Raw genomic sequence first — 24,055 nt, 5'->3', positions numbered from 1 at the left:
CCCAGAAATTAAGGATTGGGCGGTATTTGCTGTTTAGCTTTACTGAAATCCCACTCTATAGTGACTTTAACATTAGCTTGTGCTGTTCCCTTGGTCACAAAGGGAACTCCTGTTTCTCCTCCTGCTTGTAAACCAAATTCCAATGTCACCTTGGTTGGTGCAGTGGTATGAGTTATTCCTTCTTTCACACTGTCTAGTACCAGTTTTGAATAGCTGCGTACGGTACTGACTGTCATTTTTGTCAATCTTTCTGTTCTTTCTTTGATGTCATCAATATATCCAACTGCTTGAAGTTCATCACTGTCTTGCTCGTCGTATTGAATATAAATTTCTTCCCCATCAGGACCAAGGATTTTTGTGATTTTTTCAGACATTTCTGTTGTTTTTCTATGTATTTTTATTAGGATATTTTAGAAGCAAAAGATAATGACATAAAAATTAATAAAATTTATTCATTAGTCAGCAAGTCCAGTCAGCCAGTCTACCATTAGATAGACATTCTCAATCTTCATTCTCAAGAAAGAGCAATTCGAGTGCTGTTGTCAGGTAAATTTTGGACAGTCAATACAATTCTTGCAAAAGTACTTAACAAATCAGGCGTTGTGATATTACCCTGTTTTCCTCTTAAATGGAGGATGAAAGAGCTGGAGAGGATGTGCTGACTAATTTGGAGACGCGCAGTCCGCTCGCGTTTCTTTGTATGTTAGCTCACAAAGGCTTTTGCAAGGTGTCTAATCTAATTAGGGAGGAACACTATGGTGGAATCAGGGAAAGATACAGTGGAATCAGCAAAGAATGCTGTGGAATCAGCAGCGAAGAAGACTGTGGAATCAGCCAAGAATGTAGTAGACAATGTTACTCCTTCACAACCACCAATTGAAGCCCAGTCTGATGTTCATGTCCTCAAGTCTCGTTTAGAATGGGGTGAACCTGCTTTTACAATTCTGGATGTGCGCGATCGCGATGCCTATAACCAAGGTCGTATCATGGGCGCAATGCCTTTTCCAGTTGATGAATTGGTAGACAGAGCAGGATCTTTAGCTAAAAGCCGTGATATCTACGTTTACGGTGAAAGTGACGAACAAACTGCTCAAGCTGCACAATTGCTGAGAAATGCTGGGTATGTACACGTATCTGAACTCAAAGGCGGTTTGGCAGCATGGAAGGCAGTCGGCGGTCCTACTGAAGGAACTCTAGAATCAAGGACTCCTGCTGGCGCAGATGACTACAATGTTGTAGACCGTTTAAAAAATCACGCAGAAACACAGCAAAAACAAGTATAGTTTTTAGCCAATAGTCATTAGTTCCTATTGACTAATGACTATTAACTCATGACTTTGTTAATGTTCAAACAAGTCCTTGAATTGCAACAAATCCAACGAAACTATCGTTGGTAAACACCGAAAGCATTCTTGAGCAAGTTCTAAACGTTCTTCTCGTTTGAGCATTTCTGCGAGTTTCTGCTGTACACCAATGAGATACCGCACATCGTTGGCGGCGTAACTCAGTTGGGCTTCAGATAAATTAGCAGCGTTTCCCCAGTCAGAACTTTGAGCGCTTTTATCGAGTTCTACCTGTTCCAATTCTTGCACCACATCTTTGAGTCCGTGACGTTGGGTGTAGGTACGGGCTAACTTGCTGGCAATTTTCGTACAGAAAACAGGAGCAACGTGAATGCCCAAATTGTAACGCAGCGTGGCAATGTCAAAACGCGCAAAGTGAAAGACCTTGAGGACATTACCAGCTTCTAAGAGTTTTTTTAAGTTTGGAGCATCCGTTTGACCTTTAGCAATACGAATTGCAGTGACTTTGCCCTCATTGTTGCACAGCTGGACGAGACACAAGCGATCGCGCTGCGGTAGTAATCCCATCGTTTCGGTATCTACAGCAATGACCTCAGCTTGTAGATAATGAGATAAAGCATCGTCACTAAGGTCGCGATCGCAAACCTGAAAATCTTCCATGAATCAGATTAAGTTCGGTGAAACACCTATATTATCTACGTTTCTTGTGAGCGCTTAAGCGCTGATATCTATTGCTGCGAAGGAAAATTTGCGTCAGATAAACTTCGCCTTCGCTATTTGTTGCTACACCAATTCCAGTCATATTGTAATTTCCTTTGATATTAACGAGATGATCGGGACTGTGGAGCCAACCAGTCACAGCTTCCTGCGCGGGATCGCTATATCCTAGGTTAAAGGCGACATTTTCCCCTGCACTTCTGTAGCGAATAGGAATAGCACCGACTCTCCTGACAAATCCCTGATGGCTAAACGGAACTTTACCCCTAGCCATATTTTGACTGTGAATCCTTGCTTGTTGCGAAATTTTTGCATTTAGGGAGAGCTTTGGCAAACCCTTGGAAGCTCGATATCGATTAATTTGGTCAAAAACTGACTTTTCTAAATCAGTAGGCTTAATAGTAACAGGTGATGTCACTCGACGTGACGACATTGACAACACCTTACTGTACTCTGATTTCTTTGTAGAGGTTTGACCTACTATAGAATTGGATAATAATGCGCTGCCAAGGAAAAGCGTACTTAAAGCTATGCCAAAAGCAGTTTGTCGGAACATGGAAAATTAAGTAATGTGTAGAGTTATCAGACGCACACCGTCAACGACCTAAGCGTTGAGTGCAACCCCCATGCCTAAAAGGCAGGGGCTTGTAGTTCACAGTAGTTGACCAGTTCAAGTCCGTCAAAGGGCTACGTTTACGGCAAGTGTTTAAGAACTCACCTTGGGGTGCGTGAGCGCCCCAAGCTCTGAAACTAGATTGTTAAACGTCCAATGAGGTTAAGGCAGTGTAATCTGGTAGTTTGCGACCGTAAACATGAACGAGGCAAACCTTACCCAGAGATGGGGTTTCCCGGAAACGGGATTTTTCGGATAAGTTCGACGAGAAATAAATTTCCCTAAGCCCTGACGGGCACGCTGCGCGAACGGGCTTCATCCCCATAAATAGAATTTAGGGGCTTCCGCCCTTCAATATCGGTGATTTTTTGTTTTTTGTATATATCCGTATACTTTTCAGGATTCCAGAGGTTAGGAACTCATTGCGTATCAAAGTAGCCGCGCCAATAGTTTTTCATGCTCATTTTAAAAAGGTAAAGTCATTCATAATAAAAAATACCCATCCATTTCTGTAGTTATCCGGACAAATATCCACATTGCGGGAGTAGACAAACGAAACCCTCTTTATGAACTGCGTCCATACAAAACCGCATTCCTTATGCTTGAATTGTTAAGCTTCAAACAAAAATTTTAAACAAAAACGTTTAACTCTCTGTCTGTAGCACCCGCAGCACCCGCGCAATATATTCTGCACGCCACTGCTCCCTTTCCTTAGCTACCGACTCGTCTGGCTGGTATGCTTCAATGTCGGCGATCGCTAAAATATCTTTAGCTTCAAGCAAACGTTCGATAGTGTCGAGACGTTCTCGCAGCACAGACACCTCACCGATAAGAGCCATAACTATTGCTAGCACCTTATCGGTTTGAGGATCATCAAAATAAACAGGTCGTTTTCCCTTTGCTGTTTTATTCATCTTAGAAATCCCTGTCTACTTGATTGCAGCAACAATAAACCAACTACCCCGACTACTTAACCTACCATTTTGAGAATTGTTGCTAGATACTTTTGCTTGCCATGCACCATTAGGAACAAACTTCTGAATAACCTTATCGGCTGCAAAACCAGCCTCAGTCACTAACGCTCCCAAATCCAAATCCCGCGTAGCACTCCAGAAGGGTTCATTGTTGTTAGCAGTTTCCCAATCGTACACGAAAGCTGTGTACGCATCCATGTGACTGTACAAAGGTGCTTCCACATGGATCATCATCCCACCAGGAGCCAGCAGACGATAACACTCGTGGAGCACATTCCGAATGGCTGGTTTAGGAATTTCATGTAGTAAAATATGCGAAACCACCAGGTCAAACGAGCCATCCGCAAAATTGGTATGTTCAGCATTTTGTTGCGAGAAGTGAACCCGTTTACCTAAGGCTTCCGCACGAGCATGAGCGTAACGCAACATCGGCGCACCGATATCTATGGCGTAGACTTCTGCATTAGGGTAAGCATCCACGTATGGTAGGGTACTGTGACCAACAGAACAACCCATGTCAAGAATTTTTTTTGGTTGAAAGTTGGGATATTCCGGCTTGAGGTAGTTCTCGACAATAGACAGTCCCATATCATCGTTTAATGGTCCCAGCCAACCGACACCATAAACATAAGTCCCGCGATCATAAATTGCACCAGCAGCAACATCGTTCTGAGCAAATTCACTGTGATATCCACCAGGCATACAGTGAATGTCTACCGCAGTTTGGTAAGCAGGAATTTGGAAATTAGGCTCAACTGTTAATGTACCCAGTTCGCCACCCTTGTCTTTAGCTCGTTCTATCAGATCTGGTAGCTGTCTCTCAACGCTAGCGTTTACCGCATCCCATAACATCTCTTGGTTAAGACGCTTCAGCGCACCCCACCAACGATATTGCGGTTCTTGCTGCATAACCTTCCGGATTTCATGACGGTTCTGGGGAGGACGCTGATGTTCCCGCTCAAATCTTGGCTTTGCTACTGTTTCATAAATGACCTTATTGCCAGGAGCAATATTCTGAAAAATGTGCTTTTTCAGACTTTGAACAAAGTTTTGCCGTGCCAGCTCGTCGTGTGTGGCTTGCGGCAGCATCGGGTGTATGAATTGTTTGTCCATCAGAGTTTCCCTCCTACATAGAACTTATCCAGGGTACAGGAGTAGTAGTCATGGACAAGCTAGAATGACATAACGACCATAATTATATATAACTCTCTCTGGCTTTCGTTCTCAGCATCTCTTGTGCTTCGTTAAATTAAATTTATGTCTTCATCCAATCCCAAATCCTCTGAAAACCGTCTTGTCTACCGGGAATTTGGCAACGATAACTCCGCCGCCCTACAAAGACCAACATCCCCTGCGCTAGAAAGAGCAATACAAGAACTACCCCCTCAACAGCAAAATGTGCGCGTGCAAGCTACCCGCGCCGGACGCAAAGGGAAAACTGTAACTGTGATTACTGGCTTTCAAGCCAAACCAGAAACCTTGCAAGCGTTACTGAAGCAGTTGAAAACTCAGTGCGGTACAGGTGGTACATTAAAAGACAACGAAATTGAAATTCAAGGCGACCAGAAGCAGAAAATTTTGGAGATTTTGCTCAAGCTAGGTTATAAAGCAAAAATTAGTGGTGGTTAGGGAGTGCAGTTTACCGAACACCAGAAATCTGCTGCTTGAAAACATAAATGTTATCTTTGATAAGTACAGAAATCCTGCTCGTTTTGATATTCATAGGAGGGAGCGATGGATTTAGTTAGAATAATCTGTGCTATTTTTCTACCACCTTTAGGAGTATTTTTGCAAGTTGGTATTGGTATAGACTTTTGGATTAATATACTTTTGACACTTTTCGGTTATATTCCTGGCATTGTTCATGCAATCTGGGTAATTTCTAGAAAGTGAATGTATAGTTAAGAAACTCAAACAAAAGAAAAAAGAAAAAAAAGCGAAGAAAAAAGCCAAAACTTTTTGGCGTTGAATATTGAAAATAGGGTGGGCAATGCTCACCTTTTTTGCGATTTAATTGATTTGTGAACAAACAAGATCCCCGACTTTTTAAAGAAGTCGGGGATCTGAAGAAGAGTTTCTCACTGTGATCGCTTCACAGCTGCCAAAATAAATGCGATCGCTTCTTCTGTGTGTTCCTCAATCATTTCTGGACTAAGGCGATCAATATCAGGTGTTAACTGTTTCCAGTTTTCATGCACTGTGAAGTAAAACAGACAAACGCTCAAAATATGAGTCAATGCCAAAAATGGCTTGAGGGGACGAAAACATCCTTCTGCCATGCCTCTCTCCAAAACCTTAAGTAGGTGTTTGTGAAGATTTAAAACATTGCATTCCCTAAAATAAGCTCCTTGATTTTGACTAGCTTCTTGAAACCAGAGCATTTGGCGCTGAGGGTTTTTAGCTTCATTTGAAATTGCGATGCGAATAATCTGCTTAAGAGCTTCTTCTGAGGAAAAAGTATCAAAGTTTAATTGCCCAACGATAGCTTGCACTTCATCGACTGGGCGTTGCAAGACTGCTTTATACAAGTTCTCTTTGTTCTCAAAATAGTAGTGAAGCGTTGCGGTTGTCACCTTGGCGTGTTCAGCGATCGCACTCATCCGCGTACCTTTTAAGCCATGTCGTGAAAATTCTTGCTCTGCGGCATTCAATATTTGTTGCTGCGTCACTTCAGCATCTCGAAACGGGCGGACTGATTTAGCAACTCGTTTACTTGATCGAACCACAGTATCTTGATTCATAGTTTGTCTTTCTATCGTACCAAAAAGCTACGATTACTGAAGATATTCAATCTTTGGATTGACGCAGCAGTAACCTATTGATAAACTTACTAACTAATTAGTCAGTTATTTTGGCAATTATGAAGCAATTGCAAGGTGCACCGTGGCTTTTGACACATCGTTCAATGCTAAAGCCCAATAAACCCATGAAAATTTCTCTGTTGGGCAATGATTACGTTCTTTGGCAAAACAGTGATGGTGCGATTAGTGCCTTGCCCAACGCTTGCCCTCACATGGGCGCAATGCTGTCAGAGGGATGGTGTGTGACAAAACCCGATGGCAGTAGCGCGATCGCCTGCCCTTTTCATGCGTTGGAATTTGACCATTCAGGTTGCACAGTCCTGCCTGGTTCTAACAAACAAACTAAATCGTTAATGCAGCCGCTAGAGTTAATCATCCAAGGTGACTTTATTTGGTCTTATGGAGGGTATGAACCGAAGATATCAATTCCAAACATCATGAATGAGATTGCAGCAGAGTATGAGTTCATTGGGGTTACGGGCAAGCGCAGCATTCCGACTGATATTTTGAGCTTGCTGCTGAATATGCACGACTACAACCATCAAAATGGTACGCATCGAGAATTATTTGAGATTGAACAAGTCCACGTGAAGCAGTTCATCGACGAAGGGTTACATTCTCATGCCTACTTGTCGCAACCCAGGAAAAAACCTACATTTCGTGACATTTTGAAAAATCCCGGTCTGCTGGCGATGCCAAAAGTGTTGGAAGCTCATCTAGAAAACTTCTTTCCGTTCATGGGATTGATGCACGGTGAGAATAAGCTGCTGAGCCTGAAAGAATGTCACTTCTATCTTCCAGAAACTGATCATCAATCTCGTGTGTTTGTGTTGATGTACATGAAGGCGCATTCTCCGATTGCACACTTGATCAAAGGCAATCTCCTGAAGTTAATTAATGTGGTTGTGGATCAAGACGCAAAGATTTTAGGTAAGATTTACGCCAATACACCGCAGCGAATTAAGTTAAACAATGAAGTGGGAATGGATTGGGTACGGCGAAATTTTGAAAGCTTTCCAGGTGTTGCCGAACCAAATCTATCAAGAGATAGCGGGAGCGTGAGAACCCCTGCCTTTTAAGCTGGGGATGAAACGCGACACGCAGGACTTTAGTCCTGCGTGTCTCTTAACCATTGTTCTACATACTCGCTTGCACTTATTCCCTTTTTCTTAGCTAAAGTTTTTAGTTTATTCCACGAATAATCTGTAAGGGAAATTTCATGCCCTTTCTTTAACTCAGTGTAAAAAACAGGATTATTTTTTATTCTTTTTATTCCTTTTCCTGTTGACATGATTAGAATACCCGGATAAACTAATTTTATATTAGCAAGGCAACAGGAGGTGAGTCAACTGTACAAAACAATTCCACTTAAAGCAAAATTCACTGATGAAGAGAAAGCATTTTGGGTTAACCAGTGTGAACACGCTAATAGTCTGATTAATTCAGCGATTTATCACACCAAGCAGACTCATTACAGCAAATTACAAGAACAAGGCAATGCTTTTACGATTTACTGGCGTAGTGATGAATTATGCTACTGTTGGAAAACTTATAAGTGCAGTACAACTTACCCAGAATTAGACAAGGCGCTTAAAGACAGTCCACATTACAAAGCAATGGCTGCACAGTCAGCACAGCAAACACTTAAGACAATAGGCGAGTCAATCACCAGTTACAACGGGTTGGTTAACGCTTACTACAAGGGTGAAGTCGATAGACTGTCATTACCAAAATACAGAAAACGTGGTGGTCTTGCTTCGGTAACTTTTCCACGTCAAGCGCTCAATTACAAAGATGGTTGTTTTCACCCGTCAATCAGCCGTGAAACCAAACCACACCTGCTGACTGAAATATTCTTGCACTTACCTGAGTTTATTGACTCGGATTGGGTTAAGGAAGTGACGGTACGTCCTTATTTGGGTGAATTGTGGATTGATTGGGTGATTGATGATGGTAAACAACCAATTGAGATTAATCCAAATCTTGATTACACCCAAGCTTGGTCATTTGATCACGGTGGAACAAATTGGTTAACAGGTGTATCAACCCGTGGTAAAAGCTTAATCATTGATGGTCGCAAGCTTAAGGCGATGAATCAAGGTTATTGTCGTCTGGTTGCTAAGTACAAGCAAGGGAAATCGGATTTTTACTGGGACAGCAACCTTGATAGAGTGCAACGTAAGCGCAACAACCAGATGCGCGATGCTGTTAACAAAGCAGCGCGATTCATCATCAACCAGTGCCTTAATGACAAAGTAGGTAATCTTGTCATCGGTTGGAACGAAGGACAGAAAAACAATTCCAATATGGGCAAACGCAATAATCAAAACTTTGTCGTCATTCCCACAGGACGACTGATTGAACGTTTAAAACAACTAGCCTGTGAGTATGGAATACAGTTAACGATTACTGAGGAAGCGTACACATCGAAAGCATCATTTCTTGATGGTGACTCACTACCGAAACACGGTGAAAAACCCGTTCGCGTTAGCGTCTCCGAAGGAGAAGGTTGGAGGGCGTCAGGTGAGAGAGTGAAGCGTGGTTTGTACAAAAGTCGTGATGGTTATATCATCAACGCAGATTGCAACGGTGCAGCCAACATAGCTACTAAAGTAGCCACACAGCTAAAACTTAATTTAGCCGAGGTGGGTAGGGCATCTTTGACAGTGCCACAACGGATTGATTTGTTTAATCGCTTAAGTAAATCATACCGTAAACGTTGCCTAGTGGGTCTTCTAGACCCACTAGGCAACATCAGTTTAGAATCCCCTTACTTCTAGTGAGGGGAGATGTCAACCCGGTAGTTGCCAGCAACATAACAATTCGGGGCAATGTATTGATAAGTAATAACCATGTTACAATCGCCCCGCAGTCTAAGCATAAACTTTGAATCATGGATATGCGTCGCTTTTATGCCAACACCTCCATATTGTTTTTACTAACTGCTGCTTTTGGCACTTGTAGCTATGCTAAAGCTGAAAATAGCCACAGGCAAATTGTGGATCAAGCTTGGCAGATAATTAACCGGAAATTTGTTGGTACAAATTTTAATAGTCAAAATTGGCTGCAAACGCGACGAGAGGTTTTGTCTAAAGACTATACAACCAAGCAAGCAGCCTATGACGCTATTCGTGCCATGCTGAGAAAACTTAACGACCCTGAAACCCGGCTTCTGGATGGTAAGCAGCTTGCCAGTGTTGAGATGGAAAGCAGTGGAAAGTTCATTGGCGTTGGTCTGATAGATTTTTCAGTGGACAGCGATGAAAAAACCAAAGAACTAAGGGTAGTGACTGCCATATCGGATACTCCAGCTGCCAGAGCAGGTTTGCAACCTAAGGATATTATTCAGGCAATTGATGGTGTACCCACCAAACCTCTCAGTCATGATCAGGCGATGATGCGGCTGCGGGGTCAAGCAGGTACTCAGGTAGTTTTAACTGTACGCCGTCAGGGCAAGACTTTTGATGTACCGCTCTTACGTGAAGCTATCTCTGTGCAACCAGTACGTACCTCGCTCAAGCAGGAGGGAGGCAAAATTATTGGTTATATTGCCTTGACACAGTTTACGCCTAACGCATCTCAGGAAATGCGTAATGCTGTCAAAGAGCTACTGAATAAAAACGTAGACGGTTTTTTAATTGATTTACGCAACAATCCTGGTGGCTTGCTTCAGCCTAGCACGGAGATTGCCAGTCTTTTCTTGAATAAAGAACGGGTTGCATCCATTCGAGATCGTACAGGAAGCTTGGAAGAAATTCAGACAAGTGGTTCCAAGCTCACCAATAAACCTGTAGTAGTCTTGGTTAATCATGGTACTGCTAGCGCCAGCGAAGTCTTAGCGGGAGCGCTTCAGGACAACCGCCGCGCGTTGTTAGTCGGAACCACCACCTTTGGTCGAGGACGGCTTCATGGTGGAGAGCAATTGTCTGACCGCTCTGTTGTTTTGGTATCCGTCGGCAACTTGTTGACTCCTGCAGGACGTGACATTAGCCGCTTTGGCATAAAGCCAGATTACGTGGTTGAAATTCCACAAGCAGTGCTTGAGAAATGGAGGCCAGCAAATATTGCTACCCAGAAAGATACTCAGTACACCCAAGCACTTGCAGTTCTGATGCAGCGCATTTCAAAATTGCAATAGTTAAGATTTTGACCAACCTAGGTTATAAAGCTAACATCAGTAGTGATTAAGGTAGTTTACGCGCCGCCAAATACTCGTACATCTGCCAACGTGCATCCACCTCGGCTTGCGCTTCTTCTAACAGGCGCTTGGCAAGAGGGGGTTTGCTCTTGGTGAGCATTTTGAAGCGATTTTCTTGGTACATCGACTGTTCTACTGTTTGCTTGGGCTGACGCATATCCAACTGCAAAGGATTCTTACCTTCTTTTTCTAACTCAGGATTATACCGATACAGCAGCCAACGACCTGAATCTACCAAAGCTTTCTGGTGACTCATGGCTGTCGTCATGTTGATACCGTGGGCGATGCAGTGGCTGTAGGCAATAATCAGCGATGGTCCGTCGTAAGCCTCTGCTTCTAGAAATGCCTTAAGGGTATGTTCATCTCGTGCGCCAAGCGCTACACTCGCTACGTAGATATTACCGTAGGTCATGGCAATTAGCCCTAAGTCTTTCTTGCCTGCTGGCTTGCCACTGGCGGCAAACTTAGCAACTGCTGCCCGTGGGGTGGCTTTGGAGGATTGTCCGCCTGTGTTAGAATATACCTCTGTGTCCATGACCAAGATGTTGACGTTACGACCGCTGGCAAGCACATGGTCAAGTCCACCAAAGTCAATATCATACGCCCAACCATCACCGCCGACAATCCAGATACTTTTCTTAACTAGGTAATCAGCGATTGATTTAAGATTTTGGATTTTAGATTTTAGATTGTTATTCTGTAGAGACGTTGCATCCGAAAGTTCTACATCAGCAAGGATTTTATCTAATCGGTGTTTTAACAGCTCAATCCGTTGGCGTTGTTCGTAAATATCTGCTTCGGTGTTTTGCTGGGCATTTAGGATAGACTCAACAAGGTTATCATCGCCAATTTCACTGCTTAATTTTTGTAGGAGTTCAGCGGCGAATTCGGCTTGCTTATCTAAGGAGAGGCGGAAACCAAAACCAAATTCGGCGTTATCTTCAAATAAACTATTAGACCATGCGGGACCTTTTCCTTCGGCGTTCGTTGTCCAAGGGGTTGTCGGTAAGTTTCCACCGTAGATTGAAGAACAACCTGTGGCGTTGGCTATAATGGCGCGATCGCCAAACAATTGTGTGAGCAATTTCAGATATGGCGTCTCACCACAACCACCACAAGCACCAGAGAATTCAAACAAAGGTTCTTGCAGTTGTTGTTGGCGAATTTGGTTAATTTTAAGCCCTTGACGGTCAGGATTTGGCAAACTTAAGAAAAAATTCCAGTTTTCACGCTCTTGCTCCCGCAATGGCAACTGTGATTCCATGTTAATTGCCTTGCGTTCTGCCTGGGATTTATTCTTGGCAGGGCAAACATCTACACAGATACCGCATCCTGTGCAGTCTTCTGGGGCAACTTGAATGGTAAACTTCTGTTCGGCAAAGTCTTTATCTTTAGGGCTAACTGACTTAAAAGTTGCTGGGGCGTTAGCTAATTCACCGACTTGATAAACCTTACTACGGATGGCTGCGTGAGGGCAAACCATGACACACTTGTTGCACTGTACGCAGACATCAGCGTCCCAAACTGGAATTTCTTGTGCGACATTGCGTTTTTCCCACTTGGCAGTCCCTGTAGGAAAAGTACCATCTGCAGGTAACGCACTGACGGGCAATTCATCCCCTTGCCATGACATGATTTTGCCCAGGACTTCCCGAACGAATTCGGGCGCACTTACGGGAAATGGGGAATGAAGGGATGAGGGAGTGAGGGAGTGAGGGAATGAGGAAGTTATCGGCGTTGTCTTCCTTATCTCCGTTGTCCCTACTTGGACTTTGTGCAAATTATCTAAAGTTCTGTCTACAGCTTCCAAGTTCTTGCGGACGACTTCTGCCCCTTTTTTGCCGTAGGTTTTTTCGATTGCTTGTTTGATTTTGGCGATCGCTTCTTCTTGTGGCAAGACACCGGCTAATGCAAAAAAGCATACTTGCATTATCGTGTTAATCCTGTTGCCCATACCACTTTCACGAGCAACCTGATTAGCATCGATGACGTAAAACTTGAGTTGCTTGCGAATAATTTGCTCCTGCACTTCCACTGGGAGATATTCCCAAACAGTATCAGCATTGTAAGGACTGTTGAGCAGAAATGTTGCCCCAACAACAGCAGCTTTCAATACATCTATGCGTTCTAAGAATACCCACTGATGACAACCAATAAAGTTTGCTTGGTCAATCAGGTAAGTTGAACGAATTGGTTGTGAACCGAAGCGCAGGTGCGAAACGGTTATTGAACCGGATTTTTTGGAGTCGTAGACAAAGTAGCCTTGGGCGTAGTTGTCGGTTTCTTCACCAATAATCTTGATTGAGTTTTTGTTTGCACCAACTGTACCATCGGAACCTAACCCGTAGAACATTGCCCGTACAACGTTATCCGGTTCTATGGAGAAGTTGGGGTCAAATACCAAAGAGGTGTAACTAACGTCGTCATTGATACCGATGGTAAAGTGATTTTTTGGTTTTACCTGAGCAAGGTTTTGAAAAACTGCCTCCACCATCGCTGGGGTAAATTCTTTCGAGGAAAGACCGTAACGACCACCAACAATTTTAAGATCGGGGGAAATTCTGCCACTCCCTCGTTCCCGATCTGCCCATCCTGCTTCATAAATAGCAGCCACTACATCTAAATAAAGGGGTTCACCTACGCTACCAGGTTCTTTGGTGCGATCAAGAACGGCAATTGCTTTTACTGTGGTAGGTAGAACGTCTACAAATCTTTTGACATCAAAAGGACGGAAGAGTCTAACTTTGACAACACCAACTTTTTCTCCACGGGCGTTGAGGTAATCTACTGTTTCATGGACTGTCTCACACCCGGAACCCATGAGTACGATAACCCGTTCTGCGTCTGGGACTCCATGGTATTCAAAAATGCCGTAATGCCGTCCTGTACGTTCCCCGAATTGATCCATAACCTGTTGGACAATGTCGGGACAAGCGTTGTAATAGGGATTAATGCTTTCGCGTTCCTGGAAATAGACATCGGGGTTTTGGGCGGTTCCCCGTAACACTGGATGGTCTGGGGTTAAAGCGCGATCGCGGTGGGCAAAGACTAATTCATCATCAATGAGCGATCGCAAGTCGCTATCTTCCAGTAGTTGAACTTTCTGAATTTCATGAGAGGTGCGGAAGCCATCAAAGAAGTGCATAAATGGCACCCGCGCCTCAAGGGTGGCTGCTTGAGCAATTAGGGCGAAGTCATGGCTCTCCTGTACTGAAGCGGAACACAACAAGGCAAAGCCAGTTGCACGGGCTGCCATGACATCACTATGGTCGCCAAAGATAGACAGGGCGTGAGTCGCGAGTGTGCGAGCTGCAACGTGAATAACGGCACTGGTGAGTTCACCTGCTATTTTGTACAGGTTGGGAATCATCAACAGCAATCCTTGGGATGATGTGAAAGTCGTGGTGAGACAACCCGTTTGCAATGCTCCATGCACCGCTGCTGCTGCTCCCCCTTCACTTTGCATTTCAACCACACTTGGAACGGTACCCCAAATGTTGGGACGACTTTCAGATGACCAAGTATCTGACCATTCACTCATTGACGATGAGGGGGTGATGGGATAAATGGCAATCACTTCATTTAGGCGGTAAGCAACGCGGGCAACAGCCTCATTCCCATCTATCGTTGCAAAGGTTTTGTTCATCATTCCTCCTGTTAGTTTCCCCAGGTGCCAAAATATGAGCATTGCTAATTCCTAATAGCTCATAGATAATTCCCTAAGCTTCTTAGCCCTGGGCAATCTTCAAATTTGATATCAAATGAAAGAACTACCCCACTCCCACTTGCAGCTTACACATCTTGGCAATCTCAATTTTTATCAATTAAGTATTCCTTTAGACTGCATAAAGGAAACTATGAATAAAATACTTAGAAATAGCCAATGCAACAGAAGTTGGTAGACTCAAATCAATGAAGCGAAATATTAATTTAATATTTCTTTGTAGCTTTTTGTCTCATTTTGCTTAAGCGTACAGACAATTTGCGACTTTGAGTCTAACTGTAAATCAATCTTTCATACAATTCAGTATCTCACGCTATCAATTGCATTGATTTGTGTGAATTAATAATGTACTCAAGAAGAAAAACTATTAATTAGCAATAGTTTCAAATAATAATAAAAAATTTTTGGGGTAGAGGTACGGGAAAATTTTGCTTACAGGAAACCGAGATTCCAATAAGTTTAGAAAAATACTATAGCAATCCTAAATGATTTATGAAAAATCTTAAGTATTGTAGGGTGGGCAGTGCTTACCGTATTTTGCCCACTACATCCGGGTTTTGCTAAGCACTGCCCACCTTACGTGTCGTTCAAAAATCTGCGGAGGAGTCCTATATGAAAAATACTATTATTTTTATTTCCGTCTTCAAAAGATTGTCGTGTCATGTTTGTGCCAGTGATACCGTTAAAATTTGGTACTCTATCAGATTATTTGGAACATCTGTGCAAAAATCGCAACACCTTCTCTCCCCTTACTCGCTGCTCCCTGCTCAGAGCAGTCTTAATGATAAGCCTTCCACCGTATTAATGTTGAGTGTCAAACAATTTTGACTTTTGACTTTCAAAGCAGCACTACTAGTATGTCACGGCGTAAATAGAGCAACCATTTAAAATCCACAAAAAGCCCATTCCATAATACTTTTGACTTTTGACTTTTGACTTTTGACTTCCGCCTTGCGGTGCTAGTCGTCGTGAAGTTTTCCGTAATTACAGATGTTTGTACTGAAATACTCTTTTGAATGCTGTATGTAGATTTTACAACCTGGCTTTTCACGCCATGTGGAAAAATCCACGAAAAACCTAACCCCCTAGCCCCCTTCCCTACTAGGGAAGGGGGAAACATCAAAGCCTCTCTCCTCGTAGGAGAGAGGTTTGGAGAGAGGTTTTCCACATCCCGTGAAAAGTAAGATTTTACAACTACTACATATTAATGTGACGTATTAAATCAGTAGAAGTCTTACAGAATCAATAAATGAGGGTGATATGACAGAAGAAGATCGCAGTGCCAAAGTTGGAGGAAGTGCTGACCGCAGTGCGATTATTACTGGTAATAGCAATACTGCTACTATTACTATTACCAACTACTATTACCGTGAAAATACAACGGTAAGACCTGTTGAATCTACGGTTGTAAGTAGCGAAAATCTTCTCTGTCCCTATCGCGGTTTGTTTCACTTTGGTCCCGATGATGCGGAGTTTTTCTTTGGACGTGAGGTATTTGTAGAAGAACTATTCGCGGCGACTCAAAACCGTAATTTTATACCCGTGTTAGGTGCGTCGGGAAGCGGAAAATCTTCGGTGGTGTTGGCGGGATTAGTGCCAAAGCTGCAAAATGAAGGTCACTGGTTATTTACTCACTTCCGTCCTGGTTCTGAGCCTTTCCATGCCCTAGCTTTGGCTCTGGTTCCGCTTTACACAGAAAATCTGGATGCTACTGATAAGATCATCCAAGCTCGTAAGTTGTCACAATCCCTTGGTGATGGTGAAATCTCCCTAGCTGATGTATTTGCCCAGATTCACCAAAATCACCCCACGGCTCGGGTGTTGCTGATTGCCGATCAATTTGAAGAAATTTACACTTTATGCGCGGATCATAAAGTTCGCCATAGTTTTCTAGATAGTTTATTAGTCAGCTTTCAATCCTCTGCTTATCAGTCCCAATACAATCATGTGCTAGTTGCAACCATGCGGGCAGATTTCTTGGGGAATGCTCTGTCATATCCCGCTTTTGGAGATGTATTGAAAACTGATATCAAGCTCAGATCAATGAACCATGATGAACTTTCACAGGTGATTGCAAAGCCTGCTGAGAAATTGGGGGTGACATTTGAAGGGGGACTGGTGGAACGCATTTTGGATGATGTCGAAGATGAACCGGGGAATTTACCTCTTTTAGAGTTTGCGTTGACGGAATTGTGGAACCAGCGCCAGGGTAAACAGTTAACTCATGCAGCTTATCAGCACATAGGTAAGGTACAAGGTGCGTTGGCTCGTCATGCAGATCAGAATTATGGTAAGTTGAGCGCAGCCCAGAAAGAACAGGTACGGCGGATTTTCATCCAATTAGTGCAACCGGGTGAAGACAGACAAGATACGCGACGAGTGGCGACGAAAGCCGAATTGGGTGAAGAACGCTGGAAATTGGTGAAACAGTTGGCGGATGATCGATTAGTAGTCACCAGTCAAAATGCTGCTAACCAAGAAACTGTGGAAGTTGTTCATGAAGCGTTGATTCGTAATTGGGAAGAACTGCGACAATGGATGAATGCAGACCGTAGCTTTCGCGCTTGGCAAGAAAGGCTGCGGTTCGCAATGCTTCAATGGCAAAAAATGCAACGGGATGAAGGGGCATTGTTGCGGGGTGCAGTGTTAAAAGAAGCGGAAGAAAAGCTGAAACAACGCCGAGAGGAACTAAGCGCAGGAGAGCAAGAATTTATTCAAGCAAGTGTAGCACTGCGTCAACGTGGTCAGCAGCGAATTTACTATTTTTTGGGGGGGATTGGGAGTGTCCTTTCACTGGTACTGGGAATCTGGGGTTGGTTGAATTATACAAGTCTGGGGCAATTGACTCAAATTCGCTGGCAATTGACTGATGTGAGTCAGCGAACGGAACCTAGGTATCAATCAGAAGCGGCTATCGCCTTTGCTAAGGATGAAAATTCTGCTCAAGCCTTGAAACTTGCCAACCAGATTCATGATTCCTATTACAAAGCCTCTGCCTTAAGTGCTATTGCCGCAGTGTATGGCAAACTCAACCAACCGGAAAAAGTCGCTCCCCTGCTGGAAAAAGCGATCACCTCTGCCAACCAGATTCAGGCGGTGGGTTACAAAGCCTCTGCCTTAAGTGCTATTGCCGCAGTATATGGCAAACTCAACCAACCGGAAAAAGCCGCTCCCCTGCTGGAAAAAGCGATTGCCTCTGCCAACCAGGTAGGGAGACCCAATGACAAACTCCTTCCCCTAATAGCCATTGTCAAAGCTATTGCAGAGCTACAACAAACGGAAAAAGCCTCTGCTTTGCTGGAAAAAGCGATCACTGTTGCCAAACAGATTCCCCGATCAGCCAATGCTATAAAAGCTATTGCCGAAGTATATGTAGAGCTACAACAACCGGAAAAAGCCTCTGCCTTACTGGAAAAAGCGATAGCTGATGACTACCAGAATAATGATTCCTCTGACAAAGCTGATGCCTTAAGAGCCATTGCCGAAGCCATTGACAAACTCAACCAACCGGAAAAAGCCGCTCCCCTGCTGGAAAAAGCGATCGCTTCTGCCAACCAGATTCAGATATCCGGTGACTTTATTTATATCGATGCACCAGCGAACCAAGCCGATGCCTTAAGAGCAATTGCTCAAGCCTATGGCAAGCTCAAGCAACGGTCAAAAGCTGCTGCTTTGCTAGAAAAAGCGATCGCCTCTGCTAACCAGATTCAGGATTCCAATTCCAAAGCCTATACCTTAAGTGCCATTGCCCAAGCCTATGGCAAGCTGAACCAACCAGAAAAAGCCGCTGCTTTGCTAGAAAAAGCGATCGCCTCTGCCAACCAGATTCAGGATTCCGATAATCAGGATTCCTATAATAAAGCCAATAACTTAAGTGCCATTGCCCAAGCCATTGTAGAGCTACAACAACCAGAAAAAGCCGCTGCTTTGCTGGAAAAAGCGATCGCCTCTGCCAACCAGATTCAGGAATCCAGAGACAAAGCCAATGCCTTAAGTGCTATTGCCCAAGCCTATGCAGAGCTACAACAACCGCAAACAGCATCTGCCTTACTGGAAAAAGCGATCACCTCTGTCAACCAGATTCAGGAATCCTTTGAAGTCTCTAAAGACTCTCCCTTACGTGCCATTACCAAAGCCATTGGCAAGCTCAACCAACCAGAAATTGCCGGTGATTTGCTCAAGCAAGCGATCGCCTCTGCCAACAACATTCAGGAATCCTATTCCAATGCCTCTGCCTTAAGTGCCATTGCCGAAGCCGCAGCGAACCTGAAAAACTGGGGACAGGCACTGAAAGCTACGCAAGAATGTCCCAGTGACGATTGTAAGGTGGAATCGCTGGCGAAGGTTTTAACGGTTCATGCCGAGCAGCAGCATCCTGAGTTGAAGGAGGAGGAGGAGGAGGAGGAAACTTTTTTTTAAACAGCGATAATTAGCGAACTGACAAGTCTGCGCTTGCGCGATGCTTTGGAGGAGCCGCCTTAACTCCACAACAGTGCGATTACCTACCAAGCTGCATATTTTACAATCTTCCAGAAAAAATATACTCAATTTGTATCAAAATCCCAAATACCAACTTATACCAATTTGAAAAAAGAATGCAACACATCGGTTAAACCCCTCCCTACCCTCCCCTTGGCAAGGGGAGGGTGCGCGATAGCGCGGGTGGGGTATCTGTCGCAAACATTTTTTGAATCGGTATTATTTTCCCAAAACACATATAAAAAACCATATCAAATAACACCGTGAAAAAAATCCTCATCCTCTCCGCCAACCCCAAAAACACAAGTAATTTGCGCCTAGATGAAGAGGTGCGGGAAATCAAAAACACACTGCAACTTTCTCCAAATCGAGAGGAATTTCAAATCATCACTGAATCTGCGGTACGAGTGGATGATTTAACCCGCTTTTTGTCTAATCATCAACCAACAATTATTCACTTTTCCGGGCATGGCTCTGGTACTGATGGATTAGCCTTGGAAGATAATTCTGGACAGGTGCAACTTGTCAGTACACAAGCCCTGGCAAAGCTATTTGATTTGTTTCAGTCACAGGTTGAGTGTGTTTTACTCAACGCCTGCTACAGCGAATCACAAGCCACAGCAATTCACCAATACATTGATTGCGTGGTGGGGATGAATCAGGCGATTGGAGATAGGGCGGCGATTAAGTTTAGTGTCGGGTTTTATACTGCCTTAGCAGCACTCAGGAATTATGAAGATTGTTTTCAAATGGGTTGTACCTCCATTGATTTGCAAGGGATTCCAGAATATTTAACCCCAGCAATCAAAATTAGGCGACGGCGTTATCAGACAGTACAGGCAACAAATCCAGTGAAATCTGACAAGGATAATGGTATGAATAATGACAATAAAAGCGGACAAAAGCGTTCAGTTTCTATTGGGGGTAATGCCACTGGTAGCGCAATTATAACCGGAGATAGCAGCACTGCAAACGTCAATTTTCAACAAGTCAGTTTACCCGCACCAGCAAGCGTCAACATACAAGCAGAACTCAACGCCTTACGTGAGATCTTAGCGAACTTAGAAACCTCAGACCGTCGTAAAATTGACAATGCCTTTGCTGATGCACAGGAGGAGTTAAATAAGCCACAGCCAGATAAAGATGAAATTGGTGATGCATTAAACCGAGCGTTGAAATATGCCAAGAAAGCCGAAGGGTTTGCCGATGCAATGGAAAAACTTCAGCCCCATCTCACTAAAACTACTGCTTGGCTAGGTGATAATTGGCACGAATTGTTAAGTCTGGTGAATTTAACAATTTGACTTGGTAAGCGGTTACGCAAAATTAACGAAAAACCTAACCCCCCAGCCCTTTCCCTGCAAGGCTATCCATGACCCGGATCTATACTTTTACAGAAATTGACCCAGAAATTAAGTAGCTCGGCACAAAATATTTTTTGTTTGTAGTAAGCGCTTTAGCGCTAAAGCGCTTACTACAAGCGTTTCACATCAATTACATTTCTTTACATAAGTTTGTTTCATCACGCCGACCTACTTAAACTCTTGGGCTAACTATCAAAAAGTTGTAACTGTCGCTTTAAGCCACCAAACGTCTTAACAATTGGAAACCAAATTGTTTCAATATTGATTCTGCTTTCTGTTGATGGTCATTAGCAAAAGTCACCAGTAGTGGGCAAGCCCATGTAGTTCTGGTTATTAGCTTCCTGATAATTGCTGCGCTTGCTGCTTGTGATCTATCAAGATAGGTCTGAACCGCTCGAAGTTGTTGATGTCTACGCAGGGCGTACAATCGAGCTTGGTTTTCAGTTCAGCACTGAAGGAAATGAGCTGCTCGGCAAGAACCTCACGGTCGGTTAAGCAGCCTTTGATTGCTATGAGTTCTCCTAGAGTCCACTCATACAGATGTCTGTCTGCATTGTTCATTATTACAATCAGTTCGTTCTTGGTTCTCATGATTTGGTTGAGAAGCTCATCTAGCTTGGCACTGATCAAATTTGCAATCAGGATGTTAAATGTCTCTTTGCCACCTATTATATGGATCAGTTCATCAACGTACTGCGTAACCAGAATTAAAAATGTCTGATTCCACTCGGTGCGAATGCTGGAAATCTTGATGTCAATATCTCTGTATACTTTATTAATCTTATTGTTAATTGCAGTACTGTTAGCAACGAAGTTTACAATCTCATGGTTAATTATAGTGTTGTTGATGACACCGTAGTGTAAGCGCTGGTCAATGTAGTGCTGTAATTCCTCATTATCATTCACAATGTAGTGAGTCATTAATGGAATGTTATTTCTTATCTTCTGCTCAAAGGTTTGGTCGATTTGCTGAGCTATATACTGGTCGATGTAATCCTTGAATTCCTGCTTATCCGCAATCTTGTTGATAATGAATCCGATGTTGTTATTTATCTTTTGCTCAAAGATTTGGTCAACGAACTTGTTGACCTGCTGCTGACGACGACGTCTCCGGAACCACCACAAAGGCAAACCTAGCAGTCCCAGCAAGAACAACCACGGCAGCGATGCAAATGGATTTTTATAAAGGGAGTTTAAGGTATTTTCTACAGGCGAGGGTATCCGATCCTCTGAGTCACTTTTTCTTCCGGAAGGCGATGTATTGTTTTCGCCAGGTATGGGTAAGGGCTGACTCGTCTGTCCTGTTCCAGAAGGCTCTCCAGAAGGTTTATTTGTAGAATTTTGTGTAGCTTCATTTTTTCTTCCGGAAGGCGATGTATTGTTTCCGCCAATGATGGGCGAGACCTGACTACTCTGTCCTGTTCCAGAAGATCCTCCAGAGGGTTTATTTGTAGGATTTTGTGTAGCTTCATTAGTCAACACTCCAGATGATGGGTTGTTTGTTCCTGCTGGTTTTGAGCCTCCTGAAGTACCTCCACCTGAAACACTATTTTTCTTAGATGAGGGATCATTGATGCCTTGTACTTGATTAGGTTTTTTATTAGAGGATTCCTGAGGCTGTCCTCCTATCCCTTCTGTAGAGTTTTCTTCACTCTCCAAATTCCTGAACGGTTGTTTAATTAAATGAGGTGGTGCATCAGAAAAAACGGGGGTTGGGAGCAACAGAGCCAAGAAAAGTGATACCCCAACATATGAATATCTTTTTTTTGCCATAAGTAGTATTTCCGACCCTCGCAAAGTAATTTTTTATTGACCAGAGGTGCAGATTGAAATATCTTCAGGAAGTATTTTATAGTTAATAATTCCTGTAATCATTCAGACAGTTGGTTCCTGGTATTTGACTCTTCGTTTTTTATAACGGTACTCAGCAACGATAGGATAAAATATGCTGCGTAACCGAGTGATTGCACCGAGATAGTCAGGAAAAAAATCAAAGAGCGATCGCTGCATCAAATTTAGCTAAATCTTACTTAACTACCTTCACCAATGGCAATAAAATTAAAAGCTGACTTTTCTTTCGTAACAGCCAGCTTTGGAGAATCTTCACCTGATTGTTGTTGAAGTCCTAAATTCCAGATAGGAACTTGAGCTTTGTTTGGAGTTATATCCTTAACAATGATTTGATTATCAGCACCCCAATTCTTCAAAGTAGCGACTACGCTGGGAAGGTTAACAAAAGGTTGTAAAAAAGTAGTTATATAAGTTCCTGTGTCTGGTGATTTCACATTAAATCCTTCCCCGTTTTGTTTTGTTCCGTCTTCACCAACTGTTCCGTAAATCATTTTTTGTGTCTATTTTTTCACCTTTGTTTTGTTGAAGTAGGTTGCGTTAAAGCAACGCAGTAACGCAACCTCTACACCATCAAATTTGAGCTAACTAGCTTTAAGGGCTAAAGTCTAGTTATTTGTTTCCTGGTAATTGCTGGGATTGCTGCTTCGGCTCTAACACAGGTTTGAACGGCTTGATGGTCTGGATGTCCACGCAGGCGGTTCCATCCAGCTTGGTTCTGAGTTGAGCGCTGAAGGTGACTAGCGTCTCGACAAGAACCTCACGGTCGGTTAAGCAGCCTTTGATTGCCATGAGTTCTCCCAGAGTCCACTCATAGAGTTGTCTGTCTGCATTGTTGATGAGTACAGTCAGTTCGTTCTTGGTTCTGATGATTTGGTTGAGAAGCTCATCCACCTTGATGTTGATGATATTCGCAACCTGGGTGTTGAATGTGTCTCTGTCGCCTATTATGTTGATCACTTCATCAACGTACTGTCTCACCAGATTTAAGAATGTCTGATTCCACTCGTTGCGGACGCTGTCAATCTTGATGTCAATATCTCTGTAGACGTTATTAATCTTGTTGCTAATTTCCGTACTGTTGACAACCAAGTTGACAATCTCGTTGTTGATTTCAATGTTGTTGGTTACATTTTGCTGTAAGCGTCGGTCGATGTACTGATCTAAGCCCTCATTGTTATTCACAATGTTCTGGGTAATCACTGGAATGTAATTTCGTACCTTTTGCTCATAAGTGTTGTCAATTTGCTGGCTGACGTACTGGTTCAGTTCAATATTGTTATTGACAAGCTTCTGAGTAATGACTCTGTTGAATATCTCTGTGCCGCCGATGATGTTGCTCAGTTCATCCACGTGCTGTGTAGCCAGATTGATGAATGTCCGATTCCACTCGTTGCGGAGGTTTGAAATCTTGTTGTCAATTTCAGTACTATTGGCAACCAAGTTGACAATGTTGTTGTTTACTTCAGTGTTGCTGGTGACGCTGTGCTGTAAGCGCTGGTCGATGTACTGGTTGAATTCCTCATTATTATTGACAAGCTTCTGAATAATGAGTCTGTTGAATGTGTCTGTACCACCTATGATGTTGCTCAGTTCATCCACATGCTGTGTAGCCAGATTGATGAATGTCTGATTCCACTCGTTGCGCAGGTTGGAAATCTTGTTGTTAATTTCAGTGCTGTTGGCAACGAAGTTGACAATCTCGTTGTTCACTTCAGTGTTGTTGGTGACACTGTGCTGTAAGCGCTGGTCGAAGTACTGATTTAACTCCTCATTGTTATTCACAATGTTGTGAGTAATCGCAGAGATGTGATTTTGTACTTTTTGCTCATAAGTGTTGTCAATTTGCTGGCTGACGTACTGGTCAAGGTCAGTATTGTTATTGACAAGCTTCTGAATAATCAGTCTGTTGAATGTCTCTGTGCCACCTATGATGTTGCCCAGTTCATCGACGTGCTGCGTAGCCAGATTGATGAATGTCTGATTCCACTCGTTGCGCAGGTTGGAAATCTTGTTGTTAATTTCAGTGCTGT

The 24,055-nt window shown here is 43.3% G+C and carries 19 protein-coding genes; 8 read left to right on the top strand and 11 right to left on the bottom strand.

Going from position 1 to position 24,055, the window contains the following annotated elements; genetic code table 11:
• Positions 1–8 precede the first annotated feature (8 nt).
• On the bottom strand, positions 9–374 hold the full coding sequence (locus tag ACM0OZ_RS01555; RefSeq protein ID WP_414581084.1) for a CU044_2847 family protein: 366 nt from the start codon (positions 372–374) through the stop codon (positions 9–11).
• A 381-nt stretch (positions 375–755) separates the two neighbouring features.
• On the opposite strand from ACM0OZ_RS01555, the gene ACM0OZ_RS01550 reads away from it, so the two are divergent.
• Positions 756–1,283 (top strand): rhodanese-like domain-containing protein, encoded by a 528-nt coding sequence (locus ACM0OZ_RS01550; RefSeq protein ID WP_414581083.1) that lies wholly within the window; start codon positions 756–758, stop codon positions 1,281–1,283.
• 57 nt (positions 1,284–1,340) lie between these two features.
• On the opposite strand, the gene ACM0OZ_RS01545 is transcribed toward ACM0OZ_RS01550, so the two are convergent.
• The 4 genes from ACM0OZ_RS01545 to ACM0OZ_RS01530 all read right to left on the bottom strand — a co-directional run bounded on the left by ACM0OZ_RS01545 (position 1,341) and on the right by ACM0OZ_RS01530 (position 4,721).
• Positions 1,341–1,964, bottom strand: a complete 624-nt coding sequence (locus ACM0OZ_RS01545) for a ribonuclease H-like domain-containing protein (RefSeq protein ID WP_414581082.1) — start codon at positions 1,962–1,964, stop codon at positions 1,341–1,343.
• Between the two features lie 31 nt (positions 1,965–1,995).
• The gene (locus ACM0OZ_RS01540; protein WP_414581081.1) at positions 1,996–2,577 is read right to left on the bottom strand and encodes a CAP domain-containing protein; all 582 of its coding nucleotides are present in this window, start codon (positions 2,575–2,577) and stop codon (positions 1,996–1,998) included.
• Positions 2,578–3,278: 701 nt separating this feature from the next.
• Positions 3,279–3,548 (bottom strand): hypothetical protein, encoded by a 270-nt coding sequence (locus tag ACM0OZ_RS01535; RefSeq protein ID WP_414581080.1) that lies wholly within the window; start codon positions 3,546–3,548, stop codon positions 3,279–3,281.
• Between the two features lie 15 nt (positions 3,549–3,563).
• Positions 3,564–4,721 carry a class I SAM-dependent methyltransferase gene (locus ACM0OZ_RS01530; RefSeq protein WP_414581079.1) on the bottom strand — a complete coding sequence of 386 codons (1,158 nt, stop codon included), beginning with the start codon at positions 4,719–4,721 and terminating at the stop codon, positions 3,564–3,566.
• A 144-nt stretch (positions 4,722–4,865) separates the two neighbouring features.
• On the opposite strand from ACM0OZ_RS01530, the gene ACM0OZ_RS01525 reads away from it, so the two are divergent.
• Both ACM0OZ_RS01525 and ACM0OZ_RS01520 read left to right on the top strand, forming a co-directional pair.
• Entirely contained in the window at positions 4,866–5,237 is a 372-nt protein-coding gene (locus ACM0OZ_RS01525; protein WP_414581078.1) for a translation initiation factor, read from the top strand.
• Between the two features lie 105 nt (positions 5,238–5,342).
• Entirely contained in the window at positions 5,343–5,501 is a 159-nt protein-coding gene (locus ACM0OZ_RS01520) for a YqaE/Pmp3 family membrane protein (protein ID WP_414581077.1), read from the top strand.
• A gap of 185 nt (positions 5,502–5,686) precedes the next feature.
• On the opposite strand, the gene ACM0OZ_RS01515 is transcribed toward ACM0OZ_RS01520, so the two are convergent.
• Positions 5,687–6,349: a TetR/AcrR family transcriptional regulator gene (locus ACM0OZ_RS01515; RefSeq protein ID WP_414581076.1), complete on the bottom strand. Its 663-nt coding sequence runs from the start codon at positions 6,347–6,349 to the stop codon at positions 5,687–5,689.
• 119 nt (positions 6,350–6,468) lie between these two features.
• Here ACM0OZ_RS01515 and ACM0OZ_RS01510 point away from each other — a divergent pair, with 119 nt between their 5' ends.
• Positions 6,469–7,488, top strand: a complete 1,020-nt coding sequence (locus tag ACM0OZ_RS01510) for a Rieske 2Fe-2S domain-containing protein (protein ID WP_414581075.1) — start codon at positions 6,469–6,471, stop codon at positions 7,486–7,488.
• A 29-nt stretch (positions 7,489–7,517) separates the two neighbouring features.
• Here ACM0OZ_RS01510 and ACM0OZ_RS01505 read toward each other — a convergent pair whose 3' ends face one another.
• Positions 7,518–7,700, bottom strand: a complete 183-nt coding sequence (locus ACM0OZ_RS01505) for a hypothetical protein (RefSeq protein WP_414581073.1) — start codon at positions 7,698–7,700, stop codon at positions 7,518–7,520.
• 58 nt (positions 7,701–7,758) lie between these two features.
• Here ACM0OZ_RS01505 and ACM0OZ_RS01500 point away from each other — a divergent pair, with 58 nt between their 5' ends.
• A complete protein-coding gene (locus ACM0OZ_RS01500; protein ID WP_414581263.1) occupies positions 7,759–9,189 on the top strand; it encodes an RNA-guided endonuclease InsQ/TnpB family protein in 1,431 nt (476 codons plus the stop codon).
• A 113-nt stretch (positions 9,190–9,302) separates the two neighbouring features.
• Positions 9,303–10,547 carry a S41 family peptidase gene (locus tag ACM0OZ_RS01495; protein WP_414581071.1) on the top strand — a complete coding sequence of 415 codons (1,245 nt, stop codon included), beginning with the start codon at positions 9,303–9,305 and terminating at the stop codon, positions 10,545–10,547.
• A 46-nt stretch (positions 10,548–10,593) separates the two neighbouring features.
• Here ACM0OZ_RS01495 and nifJ read toward each other — a convergent pair whose 3' ends face one another.
• Positions 10,594–14,253 (bottom strand): pyruvate:ferredoxin (flavodoxin) oxidoreductase, encoded by a 3,660-nt coding sequence (nifJ, locus tag ACM0OZ_RS01490; RefSeq protein WP_414581262.1) that lies wholly within the window; start codon positions 14,251–14,253, stop codon positions 10,594–10,596.
• Positions 14,254–15,591: 1,338 nt separating this feature from the next.
• Between nifJ and ACM0OZ_RS01485 the strand changes: the two genes are divergently transcribed.
• Together ACM0OZ_RS01485 and ACM0OZ_RS01480 are read left to right on the top strand one after the other, a co-directional pair.
• A complete protein-coding gene (locus tag ACM0OZ_RS01485) occupies positions 15,592–18,750 on the top strand; it encodes a tetratricopeptide repeat protein (protein WP_414581069.1) in 3,159 nt (1,052 codons plus the stop codon).
• 323 nt (positions 18,751–19,073) lie between these two features.
• Complete coding sequence (locus ACM0OZ_RS01480) at positions 19,074–20,114, top strand: CHAT domain-containing protein (protein ID WP_414581067.1); 1,041 nt, start codon at positions 19,074–19,076, stop codon at positions 20,112–20,114.
• A gap of 393 nt (positions 20,115–20,507) precedes the next feature.
• Here the strand turns inward: ACM0OZ_RS01480 and ACM0OZ_RS01475 are convergent, their stop codons facing one another.
• From ACM0OZ_RS01475 to ACM0OZ_RS01465, 3 genes are all read right to left on the bottom strand, one after another.
• Entirely contained in the window at positions 20,508–21,947 is a 1,440-nt protein-coding gene (locus ACM0OZ_RS01475; RefSeq protein WP_414581065.1) for a hypothetical protein, read from the bottom strand.
• A gap of 257 nt (positions 21,948–22,204) precedes the next feature.
• A complete protein-coding gene (locus tag ACM0OZ_RS01470; RefSeq protein ID WP_414581064.1) occupies positions 22,205–22,516 on the bottom strand; it encodes a hypothetical protein in 312 nt (103 codons plus the stop codon).
• Positions 22,517–22,634: 118 nt separating this feature from the next.
• On the bottom strand, positions 22,635–24,055 hold a 1,421-nt coding region (locus ACM0OZ_RS01465; protein ID WP_414581062.1), incomplete at its 5' end, for a hypothetical protein.

The sequence above is a fragment of the Scytonema sp. PCC 10023 genome (assembly GCF_963920835.1).
GTDB lineage: Bacteria > Cyanobacteriota > Cyanobacteriia > Cyanobacteriales > Nostocaceae > Kalymmatonema.
This window is presented reverse-complemented; position numbering and strand designations above follow the sequence as displayed.

What these genes read in the sequence shown, in the direction of transcription:
- ACM0OZ_RS01525 (WP_414581078.1), top strand. Translation starts at nt 4,866, where the DNA reads ATGTCTTCATCCAATCCCAAATCCTCTGAAAACCGTCTTGTCTACCGG.
- ACM0OZ_RS01550 (WP_414581083.1), top strand. Translation starts at nt 756, where the DNA reads ATGGTGGAATCAGGGAAAGATACAGTGGAATCAGCAAAGAATGCTGTG.
- ACM0OZ_RS01505 (WP_414581073.1), bottom strand. Translation starts at nt 7,700, where the DNA reads ATGTCAACAGGAAAAGGAATAAAAAGAATAAAAAATAATCCTGTTTTT.
- ACM0OZ_RS01530 (WP_414581079.1), bottom strand. Translation starts at nt 4,721, where the DNA reads ATGGACAAACAATTCATACACCCGATGCTGCCGCAAGCCACACACGAC.
- ACM0OZ_RS01495 (WP_414581071.1), top strand. Translation starts at nt 9,303, where the DNA reads ATGGATATGCGTCGCTTTTATGCCAACACCTCCATATTGTTTTTACTA.
- ACM0OZ_RS01470 (WP_414581064.1), bottom strand. Translation starts at nt 22,516, where the DNA reads ATGATTTACGGAACAGTTGGTGAAGACGGAACAAAACAAAACGGGGAA.
- ACM0OZ_RS01520 (WP_414581077.1), top strand. Translation starts at nt 5,343, where the DNA reads ATGGATTTAGTTAGAATAATCTGTGCTATTTTTCTACCACCTTTAGGA.
- ACM0OZ_RS01535 (WP_414581080.1), bottom strand. Translation starts at nt 3,548, where the DNA reads ATGAATAAAACAGCAAAGGGAAAACGACCTGTTTATTTTGATGATCCT.
- nifJ (WP_414581262.1), bottom strand. Translation starts at nt 14,253, where the DNA reads ATGAACAAAACCTTTGCAACGATAGATGGGAATGAGGCTGTTGCCCGC.
- ACM0OZ_RS01555 (WP_414581084.1), bottom strand. Translation starts at nt 374, where the DNA reads ATGTCTGAAAAAATCACAAAAATCCTTGGTCCTGATGGGGAAGAAATT.
- ACM0OZ_RS01475 (WP_414581065.1), bottom strand. Translation starts at nt 21,947, where the DNA reads ATGGCAAAAAAAAGATATTCATATGTTGGGGTATCACTTTTCTTGGCT.
- ACM0OZ_RS01485 (WP_414581069.1), top strand. Translation starts at nt 15,592, where the DNA reads ATGACAGAAGAAGATCGCAGTGCCAAAGTTGGAGGAAGTGCTGACCGC.
- ACM0OZ_RS01515 (WP_414581076.1), bottom strand. Translation starts at nt 6,349, where the DNA reads ATGAATCAAGATACTGTGGTTCGATCAAGTAAACGAGTTGCTAAATCA.
- ACM0OZ_RS01545 (WP_414581082.1), bottom strand. Translation starts at nt 1,964, where the DNA reads ATGGAAGATTTTCAGGTTTGCGATCGCGACCTTAGTGACGATGCTTTA.
- ACM0OZ_RS01510 (WP_414581075.1), top strand. Translation starts at nt 6,469, where the DNA reads ATGAAGCAATTGCAAGGTGCACCGTGGCTTTTGACACATCGTTCAATG.
- ACM0OZ_RS01540 (WP_414581081.1), bottom strand. Translation starts at nt 2,577, where the DNA reads ATGTTCCGACAAACTGCTTTTGGCATAGCTTTAAGTACGCTTTTCCTT.